The organism is Streptomyces sp. NPDC038200 (assembly GCF_055600785.1).
Window position 1 is genome coordinate 73508 of the sequence record NZ_JBVJYH010000012.1, and the last position, 11110, is coordinate 84617.

The following is an 11110-nucleotide window of genomic DNA, read 5'->3' on the forward strand; positions in this document are numbered from 1 at the left end:
CCCGGAAGCGACCCAGAGGCCACTGACCACGGCCGCGGGAAAAGCCAGAACCGACACCGCCCATAATTCGCTGAAATTTTCGGGCACCAAGCACACACTGTGCCGCGGATGCGCCACACGATGGCGGGCGGCATTCGGACGGGGGCTTTGCATCGCGGCGGGACCGATGACGCAATCTCCCCCTCGAACAACGGGGAAATCGCATGACGATCAAGTCTCGCCGTACTTTCGGCGTGCTCGACGGCCACGAACCATCACAGCCCGCCACCGATCCCTCCGCGCCCGACCCTTTCGCGGATCGGACAAAATCCGCGGTCATGACCCGCGCGAACGAGCTGGCGGCGCTGATGACCGAGGTTTCGCACGAGGTCGACAAACACACCCCTGAAATCGCCATCGCCTGGTACCGACACGCGGCCCGGCAGTCGGGCGGCGACCCCTTCGCGGTCCAGCTCGCTCTCGCCCGGGCCTGCCTCAACGCCGGGCGGCACGCCGAGTGCGCCCGCGCGCTGCGCATCGGTGACGCGATGACCGTCGACGACGAGGATCCCGTCCGTCGCACCAAGCTGGCGATGGTCCGGGCACGCATGGCCCGGCTGCGCGGACACCGCACCGGCGCCGTCGAGGTGCTGAACGGTGCGCTGGACGAAGTGGTGGGGATCGATCCCGCGTTGGCGGCCCGGCTCCAGGTGCAGCGCGCGGCCGTGGCCGCCCCGGGCGGCTGGCCGGGCATCGGGCAGGTGTGGGCCGACAGCGCCGTGCACGCGACGGCCGCCGGTCCCGATCTGGTGCTGCACATGCACGCGCTGGCGGTCCAGGCCATGGCACGGCTGAGCGGCGGCGACATCGCGGGCGGCGGTGAGGCCGCGACCGCCTGCGCGCGGCTGGTCGACACCCTGACCCCCGACGAGGCGGCACGGCGTCCGTCCACCCTGCTGGTCCTCGGCTGGTGCGAACTCCTCCTGGAGGAGGACGACTCGGCGGTACGCCATCTGTCCCGGTGCCTGAGTCTGGTGGACCGCTGGCAGTGGGAGCTGGCCGCGGCGGCGCGGTCCGGACTGGCGGAGCTGTGCCTGCGGCACGGACGCTACGCGGAGGCAGCCGTGCACGTGGAACGCGCGCTCTGGCTGGCCCGCAAGAGCGGGGCCCTGGAGACGGCGGCCTCGGCGTTGGCCCTGCTGTGCCGCCTGGAGTCGTCCACCGCGGACACCGTGTCCCATGTCGACGAACTCGACGAGGCACTGCGCGCCTTGCCCGCCGACAACGCGGTCCTGCTCACCGCCCGGCTGGCCGTGCTGGAGACCCGGCTCGCCGAGCGCGAGGGCGAGGGCGAGGGCGAAGGCGTGGGTGATCTCGCGGCCGAGGGTGCCGCGGCCGGCTTCGTCGAGCAGTGCGGCGGCGGACGGCTGCCCCTGCTCGCGGCCCCGTACCACCCGCCTGCCTACGCGGCGCTGACCCGGGCCGCCCTGGCCACGGACGACCGGCAGACGGCCCTGGGCTGGGCGAAGCAGGCCGGCCGGGCGGCCAGGTGGCTCGGCATCACCGGCCGGACGGCGATCGCCCAGACGGCGCTGGCCGAGTGCGCCCCCACGGGGGAGGAGCGGCTGCGGCACGCGACCGACGCCCTGGCCGCGGCGGAGGAGGCGGACCATCTGCCCACCGTCGCGCAGGCGTACACGCTCATCGCCCGGGAACGGCTGCGGCAGGGCGCCGGCGCCGCCGCGGAACCGCTGACCCGGGCCGACGACCTCGCGACGCTCATGGGGGCGCGCCGTATGACCCGTCGCATCGCCGCGCTGCGGGCCGAGGGCGCGGGACCGGACGCCTCCTCCACGCCGCCGCAGACCCCGGCGCTGGAGGAGCTGACGCCGCGCGAGCGTGAGGTCGCCGTGCTGGTGAGCCGGGGGCGGACCAACCGGCAGATCGCCCGTGAGCTGGGGCTCAGCCACAAGACGGTGGAGACCCACCTGAGCAGGATCTTCAGCAAGTTCGAGGTGTCCTCGCGCGCGGCCGTCGCGGCGCGGGTGGGACACGGCACCCTGGCGGGCTGACCCGGAGATGACGGAGATGACACCTCGCAGAGCCCACGGGTCCCTGGTCGTCCAGCGGTTCGAGTCGCGGGTCCGCCTCGCCCCGGACGCCACGGCCGTCGTCGACGGCGAGACCGTACTGAGCTACGGCGAACTCAACAGCCGTGCCAACCGGCTCGCCGCCCTGCTCGCGGAGCGCGGCGCCCGTGCCGAACGGATCGTCGCGCTGGCGCTGCCCCGCTCGTGGAGCATGCTGGTGGCCGTGCTGGCGGTGCTCAAGTCGGGCGCCGCCTACCTGCCGCTCGACCCCGGCCACCCGGGGCCGCGCCTCGCCCGGCTCCTGCGCGACGCGCGCGCCGATCTGCTGGTCGGCCACTCGCACACCCCGCTGCCCGTGGAGGGGCCGTTGCCGCCCCGCGTCGTCCTGGACGACCCCGAGGTCACCCGGCGGCTGCACGCCCTGCCGGACACCGACCCCGGGGCACGGCCCGATCCGCACCAGCTCGCCTATGTCGTCCACACCTCCGGTTCGACGGGGGAACCCAAGGGCGTGATGGTGGAACACGCGGCGCTGGCCGCGTACGTGGAACGCGCCGCGCGGACCTACCGCGGGGCGGCCGAGGTCGCCGTGTGGCACACCTCGAGCGCCTTCGACGGCACGGTCACCACGTTCTTCACGCCGCTGGTCCTCGGCGGGCGCATCCATGTCGCGTCGCTGTCGGCGCGCGAGCGCACCCCGTCGCCGCATCTGCGCGACGCGCCGTGCACCTTCCTCAAGGGGACGCCCAGCCATCTGCCGCTGCTGAACGCGGCGGCCCCCGAGTACTCCCCCTCGACGGAGCTGGTCCTCGGCGGCGAGGTGCTCACCGGGGCGGCACTGGCCCGCTGGCGCGAGCGCCATCCGGACGTCGCGGTCCACAACGTCTACGGACCCACCGAGGCGACCGTCAACTGTGCCGAGTACCGCATCGCCCCGGCCGAGCCGCTCGGCCCCGGCCCGGTGCCCCTGGGCACCCCGCATCCGGGCATGCGCATCCATCTGCTGGACGAGCGGCTGCGTCCGGTTCCCGTCGGCGGGGAGGGAGAGCTCCACATCGCCGGCCCGCAGCTCGCCCGGGGCTATCTCGGCCGGGCCGCCCTGACCGCCGCCCGGTTCGTCCCCGACCCCTGGGGGCCGCCCGGCAGCCGGATGTACCGCACCGGTGACATCGGCCGGCGCCGTCCCGACGGCCTGCTGGAGTTCGTCGGGCGTGCCGACCACCAGGTGAAGCTGTGGGGGTACCGGGTGGAGCTGGGGGAGATCGAGGCGGCGCTCGCCGCGCGGCCCGAGGTCCACCGGGCGGTCGTCCTGCTGCGCGACGAGATCCCGGGTGACCGGTATCTGGCCGCGTACGTGGTGCCCGAGCCCGGATCCCGCGTCAGCTCCCGTGAGCTGCGCGGGTACCTGGCCGGGGCACTGCCCGACTACATGGTGCCGGCGGAGTACGTCGTCCGCGAGGAGCTGCCGCTGACGCCCAACGGAAAGGTGGACAGGAAGGCGCTGCTCGGTCAGTGAGCGCGCTCGTCGTCCAGGAAGGAGACGAGACCGGCCGAGCAGAGCCGGTTGGCCGCCTCGGCGGCGAGCGGCGCGATCGCGCCGTCCTGCCGGGGCCGGTCGACGTCCAGGACGCGCAGCGCTCCCGGCTCCAGTGCGTAGCGCAGGGTGCGTTCGTCCGACTCCGGGCCGCCCTGCGGACCGCCCGGCACCCGCACGGTGCCCGTGACCGGGGTCGTCACCAGGCCCTCCGCCACGGGGAGCTTGACCATGTAGGCGGGGCTTCGCCGGATGGCGTCGCTGAAGGACTCCTCGATGTCGCGCCAGTCGACGTCGACGAAGCCCGTCAGCCGTTCCTGCACCGCCCGGTTGAACAGCCGGGCGGGGAACTCGGGCCAGCCCGCCCACAGGGTGAGCCCGGAGACGTGCCGCGGGTTGAGTTCGGTGACCGCGAAGTCGTCGGCGGTGGCGAGGCCGTCGATGCTGAACATGCCGCGGTAGTCGGCCTCGGCCGCCAGCCGCTCGCCGACCAGCCTCGTGTGGTGCCGGATCCGTTCGCGCACCCGCTGGTCCGCCCGCCACCAGGTGGAGGTGCCGCCGTAGACCAGTCGGGCGTCGACCGGGTCGCGCAGCGTGATGATCTCGAAGGGTTCGAAGGCGGCGACGCCGGAGTCCAGCACCATCCCCAGGACGGAGAACGGCACGCCGGGCATGAACGTGGCGACCCGCAGCCGGTCCGTGGAACCCCGGAAGTCGTCCAGCGCGGCCCCGAGTTCCTCCGGACGCCGCACCCACCGCAGGCCCTTGGAGCTGCCCAGGGCGCCCCGGGTGGCGTCGGCCGCGAGCACGACTCCCCTGCCCCGGTCCAGCCTGGCCACGGCGTCGGGCAGGCCGGGGCTGTCGACGGCCAGCACCTCGTACGGCGGGGCCGGGGTGCCCGCCCGCTCCCACAGGGCGTCGACCTCGGTCTTGTCCTCCCAGTGCGCCCAGTCCCGGCGCCACCACCCGTGCACCGGCCGGCCGCAGAACTCGCCGGTGTCGGTGTAGGTGGTGCCCAGGGCCGTCCAGGTGCGCCCGGGGTCGAGGCGGTCCAGCCAGTCGGCCAGTTCCGCCGGAGGCTCCCGCAGCCATGCGTCGAACCGGGACCGCGGCAGGGTGATGCCGTGGTCGGCGCAGTTCCACACCTGACGGGCGCCGAAGTCGCCGGGGGCGCAGCGGTCCCCGGCCACCACGGCGGCGACGACCGCGCCGCAGGCCCGCAGCTCGCCGGCGAGTGCGCGGGTGGCGCCGTCGTCCCGGTTGACGAGCAGGACCACCTCGCGGCCGGCCCAGTGGGCCCGCAGCCGGTCGGTCACCGCCGAGGCGCGCTCGGCGGCCGTCGTGGGGTGGGCGCTGACGGCGGAATCAGTCACCGAAGCCTCCGTTTCGGATCACGATCGCGGCCGAGTCGGCCGCTCGGGTGTGCAGGAAGTGATGGCCGCCGCCGGGCAGTTCGCACGGCTCGACCGGGGAGACCAGGCGGGCCCAGTCGCCGTGCGCCGTACGCCAGCCCTCGGTGCCCGGGTCGTCCGCGGCGACCACGACGCTCGCGCCGACGGGCAGGGGGAATCCGGCCGGGTCCGCGAGCACGCCGGCGAGGTAACGGCTGGCGGTCGCGACGTCGTGCCGGTACGCGGCGGCGGCACGACGGGCCGTCTCCGTGTCGATCGGTGCCTCGTGCGCGCCGCCGAACTCGGCGAGCAGCGCGTCGGCCGCCCGCGTCTCGTCCAGGCCGTCGGCCCACGCGGCGGTCCGCGCCCGCTCCCCCGCCGTGCCGAGGAGCTGGGCGGCGAGGAAGACGTGCCGCACCTGGCCGCCCCGGGCGTGCAGCTGCCGGGCGGCCTCGATCGCGAAGGCCGTGCCCAGCGAGTGCCCCCACAGGGCCAGCGGCCCCCGTTCGGCCAGATCGGGTACGACGTCCCGGACCAGCTCCTCGACGCTGCGGAACTCCCCGGCCCCGCCCGCCAGTTCCACGCCGTACACCCGGATGCCGGCGGGTGCCAGCGCCTCGGCCATGGCCCGGTAGTTGACGGCGTTGCCGCCCGCGTAGGGGAAGCAGACCAGGGTGCCCTTGTCCGGACACACCCCCGGCGGGGACAGTTCGGTCGTCCGCCGGGCCGGGCGGTCCGCCCGGCCGGCGTGGCGGTCGAGGGCGCCGGCGAGGTCGGCCAGGACCGGGTGGCGGGTCACCTCGGCGACCGTGGTGGCGCCGTCCAGCCGGGCGACGAGCCGGATCGCGGCCAGCGAGGTGCCGCCCCGCTCGAAGAAGTGGTCCTCGGGGTCCACCTGGTCGGCGGGGACGCCGAGTACGTCGGCCCAGGCCAGCGTCAGCCGCCGCTCCGTCGCGGTGCGCGGGGGGCGGGGGGCGCTCCCGGGCCGCTGGTCGGCGTCGAGCAGACGGTTCAGGGCCTTGCGGTCGATCTTGTCGCTGCCGGTCGTCGGCAGCGCGTCCAGCCAGTGGAACCGGGTCGGCACCATGTGCTCGGGCAGCGACCGGGCGAGGGCCTGCCTGATCGCCCGGACGGGCGTCGAGGGCGTACCGGTGTACCAGGCCACGAGCTGTGCGTCGCCGTCCTGTCCCGGCCTGGCCAGCACCGCGCAGTCCCGCACGCCGGGTGCCTTGAGCAGTCTGCTCTCGACCTCGCCGATCTCCACGCGGCGCCCGCGGACCTTGACCTGTGCGTCCCGGCGGCCGTGGAACAGCAGTCTGCCGTCGGGCGCCCAGCGCCCGAAGTCACCGGAGCGGTAGAGCCGCCGGCCGGGCCGGTGGGGGTCGTCGAGGAAGCTGCGCCGGGTGATCTCCGGGGCGCCGACGTAGCCTCGTCCCACGCAGATCCCGGAGAACACGATCTCCCCCGGCGTGCCGAGCGGGACCAGTTGCAGCCGCTCGTCCACCACGTACACGAAGACGTTGGCCACGGGCCGCCCGAGCGGGACGGATCCGTGCTCCGGCGGGGCGTCGAGGATCTCGTGGTTGGTGTCGTCCGAGGTCTCCGTGAGGCCGTACGCGTTGAGCATCCGGATCCCCGGGTACCGGGCGAACCACCGGCTCACCAGGGAGGGGTGGAGCGCCTCGCCCGTCGCGCTGACGAACCGGAGCGCGGGCAGGGGCACGAACCGGCGCTCGACGTGGGACAGCATGACGTTCAGGTAGGACGGCACGACCTGCCAGACCGTCACCTCCTCCTCCACCAGCGTGGTCACCATGCGCTCGATGTCCAGGATCACGTCCTGTTCCACGATGACCGTGCGCCCGCCGACCAGGAGGGCCGCCAGCAGCTGCCAGACGGAGATGTCGAAGCACTGCGAGGCGGTCTGGGCGACCACGCTCGTGGCGTCGATCTCCAGGTCCTCGATCTTGGCGAGCATGTGGTTGAGCATGCCGAGGTGCTCGCACATGGCGCCCTTGGGTTCGCCGGTGGAGCCCGAGGTGAAGAAGATGTACGCCAGCCGGTCCGGGCCGATCTCCCGGGCGGGATCGGTGTCGGGGAACGGCGTGAGGTCCACGTCGTCCAGGAGGACCACGTCGGTCCCCGCGAGCCCGCTCAGCGCACCGGTGGAGGAGCGTTCGGCGAGGACCAGGGCGCAGTCCGAGCGGGCCACCATGCCGGCGACCCGGTCGGCGGGATAGCCGGGCTCTACGGGCAGGTAGGCACACCCGGCCTTGAACACGGCGAGGACGGCGGCGAGCCAGTCGAGATGGCGTTCGGTGACCACCGCCACGACCGTCTCCGGGGCGGGCCGCCGGGAGAGCAGAAGATGGGCGAGCCGGTTGGCCCGCCGGTTGAGTTCGCCGTAGGTCCACGTGCGCTCCCCGCAGCGGGCGGCCACGGCGTCCGGGGTCTTCGCGGCCTGTTCCTCGAAGAGTTCGTGGACCCGGCGGTCGGGCAGGTCCCGCACCGGCCCGGCGAGGCCGGTGAGCAGGTGTTCCCGCTCGTCCGCCGGGAGCAGACTCCGCTCGTGGTGCGGGGCGTCCGGGTCCTGGGCCAGGTGCCGCAGCGCGGTGGCCAGGTAGCCGGTGCCGCCGTCCGGACGGTACTCGGCGAGTTCCGCCCGGAGCCGTCCGGCCAGTCCGGGGCCGGCGGCCTCGGCCCAGGTGAGCAGGGACTGCCAGGAGCCGTCGGGGAGGTCGGTGACGCTCGGGGCCCGGCCGCCGCTGACGACGTGCACCACCTTGGCCAGCACGGCGCCGTCGACCGCGGCGGGTTCCCGGCTGAGCCGCCGCGCCAGGTCCCGCACCTCGGCGGCCGTCCCGTCAAGCGTCGTCATGCCCGAACACCGCGGTGGTGGCCCCCGCCGTCTCCCCGCCGTCGATCACCAGTTCCTGTCCCGTCATGAACCGGGCGTCGTCGGACGCCAGGTAGTGGAAGGCCGCCGCGATCTCCTCGGGTGCGGCGTGCCGTCCGGCCGGGATGCGCCGGTTGACCTCGTCGAGCATCTCGTCGGTGTACTCGGCGCGCTGCATGGGCGTCAGGACGGCGCCCGGGCTCACGCACGCCACCCGTACGTGGGGGCTGAGTTCCAGCGCGAACGTCCGGCAGAGCGCGGCGACTCCGGCCTTGCTCGCGTTGTAGTCGGCGTAGAAGGGGTAGCCGCGGCTGCCGTTGACCGAGGAGGTGGCGAGCAGCACACCGGTGCGCCTGGCCACCATGTAGCGGGCCGCGCTCTGCCACAGGCCGAGCACGCCGAGCAGGTTGACCTCCAGGACGCGCCGCGCGGACTCCTCGCTCACCTCCAGCGCGGGGCGGCGCAGGCTGATGCCCGCGTTGGCGACGACCACGTCCAGCCGGCCGTGTTCGTCGTGCACCCGGGCCACGGCCTGCCGGATCGACGCCCAGTCGGCCACGTCGGTCTCGATCCATCCGATCCCGGGGTCGCCGTCGGCCGGCGGGGGGTTGATGTCCAGGTTCACCACCTGGTCGCCGCCGCGGGCGAAGCGTTCGGCCGTGGCCCGCCCGATGCCGCTCGAAGCGCCCGACACAATGACCGTCCGCACAGGACGCCTCCTCAGCCAATCCATTCGGGGTTGCGGGTCAAGGACCCGTCAGAACAGGACACGGGGTCCGGCCGGAGCTCCGTGCCGGGCGTCTGTGCTGCGCAGTTCGCGGCCGACGCCGAGCTTCTTGAGCCAGCGGTCGGTGCCGTCGTAGCGCGCGGTGAACGGCATGCGTCCGTGGACGGCGAGATGGTTGTTGACCACCAGGACCGACTCGGCCTCGACGACGATGTCGCGGCGGGCCGCGGCGAGCGCGTCGACCAGCCGGTCCAGCGCGCGTTCCGCGGCCGGGTCGCCGTCGGCGGAGCGCATGAAGGGACGGTCGAGCCGCAGGTAGGGGTGCTTCTCGTCGCCGAAGAGCACGGCGACCGGCTCCGGGTGGCGCTGCATGCGGCGCATCTTGTGCAGTGCCGGGTGCCCGGGGCCGCCGAGGGCCTCCATCTGACGGACGTGCTCGTCGTCGGGGAGGATGTGGAAGTTGGGGCGGCGCAGCAGTTCCCGGTCGGTCTCGTCCAGGTCGACGTCCCGTATCGAGGCGACCGTCGTGGGGATCCGGTCGTGGTTGCGCAGGCCCATCAGCAGCAGGAAGTCGTAGCGGCTGTCGTGGAATCCGTCCTCGGTGTGGAACTCCAGCAGGGTGTCGCTGCTGTGTCCGTTCTGCCGCTTCTCGTCGCCGGCGATGGGCAGGATGTCCTGGATCAGCCGGCCCGACTGGAGGGTGGCCCAGGTGTACGGCTCGCCCAGGGTCATCGCGCAGAGCGCCAGGAGTGTCTCCCGGCCGACGGTGGAGCGGTCGGCCGCGGCCTCCTGCCAGTGGGCGGGGGTGGGCCGGACGGGCGGCTCCGGCTCGGGCAGCCCGTGGATCAGACAGGCCGCGGCCTGTTCGGCGGCGAATCCTTCCAGGAAGGCGCGCAGTCCGTCCGGTATCCGCTCGACCGCGGGGCGGGCTCGATCGTAGAAGGCCGCCGTGACGGGGTCCTCGCCCCAGGTGCCCACTCGCTCGGCCAGCTCGCGCAGTTCGTCGGCCTCGGACGCGCTGAGTTCGTACTCGACAAAGGTGTCCGTGCTGGTCATATCCGCCATCCGCACTCTGCCCTCCGGCGGCTTGCTGCCGGAACGGTCCGCCAACGACACCCCCACGATCACAGACCCGCCCCGGCGGATCACGTCGGGAGTTTGCCGGACTACTGCTGTTCAGGGAGGTGGGTTAGCCCACCGGTTCGACCGTGGAAAGCCTGCTCAGCGGCCTTGTCAGTACGGGAATCAGCGCCGCCGTCATGACGACGGGACACACCCACAGGGTGCCGCGCGCCCCGGCCGTGTCGACCAGGAGTCCCGCGACGGCCGATCCGAGCGGAATCGCGGTGAACTGGGCGAGCCGGAAGACGGAGTTCATCCGGGCGTGCACCCGGGACGGGGTCAGCAGATGCCGCAGTGTCACGGTGGCCGTGCCGGTGGCGCCGCCGCCCGCGCCGATCAGGAGGAAGCCGGCGCAGTTCAGTGCCACGGCGGTCTCCGGGTCGCCCGACAGCGGGAACAGGGCGCACGGCAGGGCGGCCAGGACGGAGCCGTACAGCAGCACGCGGCCGTATCCGAGCCGTCGCACGGCGGCCGGGACGCAGACGGTGCCCAGCACTCCGCCGGCCCCGGCCAGCGCCGCCGCCGTGCCGAACCAGCCCGGGGACACGTCCAGGTCGGCGACGAGCCGGACGACCCCGGCCACGGAGACGAACTGGACGCCGAAGGAGGCGATGGCCGAGGCGATCACCAGCCCGCGGACCGGCGGGTTGTGCCACACGGCGCCGAAGCCTTCGCGCAGTTCCCCTCTCCAGTCCCTGGGGGTCCGCTCCCCGGCGCCGGGCTGCCGTGGCAGTGCGGCGGGCGGGACCGGTTCGCGCATGAGCAGGAGGGTCACGGCCGACACCAGGTAGGAGGCCACGTCGACGAGCAGTGTCGTGCTCGGGCCGAGCCGGCCGATCAGCCAGCCGGTCATCCCGGGTCCGACGGTGCCGCTGGTCGCGAGGTTGACGGCCAGTCCGCTGTTGCCGGCGGCCAGCCGGTCGGGGCCGACCAGTCTCGACAGGTAGGCGGGCAGGGCCAGTTCGGACACCACGGTCATCGCGCCACCGAGCACCGCCACCAGGTACAGCTGGGTCCGGCCGAGCAGGTCCAGCCAGGCCGCCACGGGGACGGTCAGGGCCAGCGCGGCCCGGCCGAGGTCCATGGCCAGCATCACCCGCCGCTGGCGGGCCCGTTCCAGCCAGAGCCCGGCCGGCAGGGCGAGCAGCAGGAAGGGCGCCATGTACAGCACGCGCAGGGAGCCGATCTCCGAGCCCGATCCGTGCAGGGTCAGCAGCGCGATGAGGGGCAGCGCGTTGAGCGTCACCTGTGAGCCGAGGGCCGACACGGCGTCCCCGAACCACAGCAGGCGGTACTCGCGCAGCCGCCACACGCTCGTGCCGGTGGTCGTGTCCGGCCGTCGGCGTGCGCGGCTCAGCACGGAGTCACCGG

The 11110-nt window shown here is 73.9% G+C and carries 7 protein-coding genes; 2 read left to right on the top strand and 5 right to left on the bottom strand.

Annotated elements, in window-relative coordinates:
* Nucleotides 1-317 precede the first annotated feature (317 nt).
* Together ACZ7KF_RS24130 and ACZ7KF_RS24135 are read left to right on the top strand one after the other, a co-directional pair.
* Nucleotides 318-2051, top strand: coding sequence for a LuxR C-terminal-related transcriptional regulator (locus ACZ7KF_RS24130; RefSeq protein ID WP_471078609.1), 1734 nt, complete (start codon nt 318-320; stop codon nt 2049-2051).
* Nucleotides 2052-2067: 16 nt separating this feature from the next.
* The gene (locus ACZ7KF_RS24135; RefSeq protein ID WP_471078612.1) at nt 2068-3585 is read left to right on the top strand and encodes an amino acid adenylation domain-containing protein; all 1518 of its coding nucleotides are present in this window, start codon (nt 2068-2070) and stop codon (nt 3583-3585) included.
* Here ACZ7KF_RS24135 and ACZ7KF_RS24140 read toward each other — a convergent pair.
* The 5 genes from ACZ7KF_RS24140 to ACZ7KF_RS24160 form a co-directional block, all read right to left on the bottom strand.
* Entirely contained in the window at nt 3579-4976 is a 1398-nt protein-coding gene (locus ACZ7KF_RS24140; protein WP_471078615.1) for a hypothetical protein, read from the bottom strand. The two genes, ACZ7KF_RS24135 and ACZ7KF_RS24140, sit on opposite strands and share 7 nt — an antisense overlap.
* Nucleotides 4969-7872, bottom strand: a complete 2904-nt coding sequence (locus ACZ7KF_RS24145; RefSeq protein ID WP_471078618.1) for a non-ribosomal peptide synthetase — start codon at nt 7870-7872, stop codon at nt 4969-4971. Before ACZ7KF_RS24145 ends, ACZ7KF_RS24140 begins: the two co-directional genes overlap by 8 nt.
* A complete protein-coding gene (locus tag ACZ7KF_RS24150; protein WP_471078621.1) occupies nt 7859-8599 on the bottom strand; it encodes an SDR family NAD(P)-dependent oxidoreductase in 741 nt (246 codons plus the stop codon). Before ACZ7KF_RS24150 ends, ACZ7KF_RS24145 begins: the two co-directional genes overlap by 14 nt.
* 48 nt (nt 8600-8647) lie before the next feature.
* Nucleotides 8648-9673 carry a TauD/TfdA family dioxygenase gene (locus tag ACZ7KF_RS24155; protein WP_471078624.1) on the bottom strand — a complete coding sequence of 342 codons (1026 nt, stop codon included), beginning with the start codon at nt 9671-9673 and terminating at the stop codon, nt 8648-8650.
* Between the two features lie 133 nt (nt 9674-9806).
* The gene (locus ACZ7KF_RS24160; RefSeq protein WP_471078627.1) at nt 9807-11099 is read right to left on the bottom strand and encodes an MFS transporter; all 1293 of its coding nucleotides are present in this window, start codon (nt 11097-11099) and stop codon (nt 9807-9809) included.
* Nucleotides 11100-11110: the final 11 nt, after the last annotated feature.

Bases quoted from the DNA above. Each gene is read 5' to 3' on its own strand.
- ACZ7KF_RS24130 (WP_471078609.1), top strand. From the start codon at position 318: ATGACCCGCGCGAACGAGCTGGCGGCGCTGATGACCGAGGTTTCGCAC.
- ACZ7KF_RS24135 (WP_471078612.1), top strand. From the start codon at position 2,068: ATGACACCTCGCAGAGCCCACGGGTCCCTGGTCGTCCAGCGGTTCGAG.
- ACZ7KF_RS24145 (WP_471078618.1), bottom strand. From the start codon at position 7,872: ATGACGACGCTTGACGGGACGGCCGCCGAGGTGCGGGACCTGGCGCGG.
- ACZ7KF_RS24155 (WP_471078624.1), bottom strand. From the start codon at position 9,673: ATGACCAGCACGGACACCTTTGTCGAGTACGAACTCAGCGCGTCCGAG.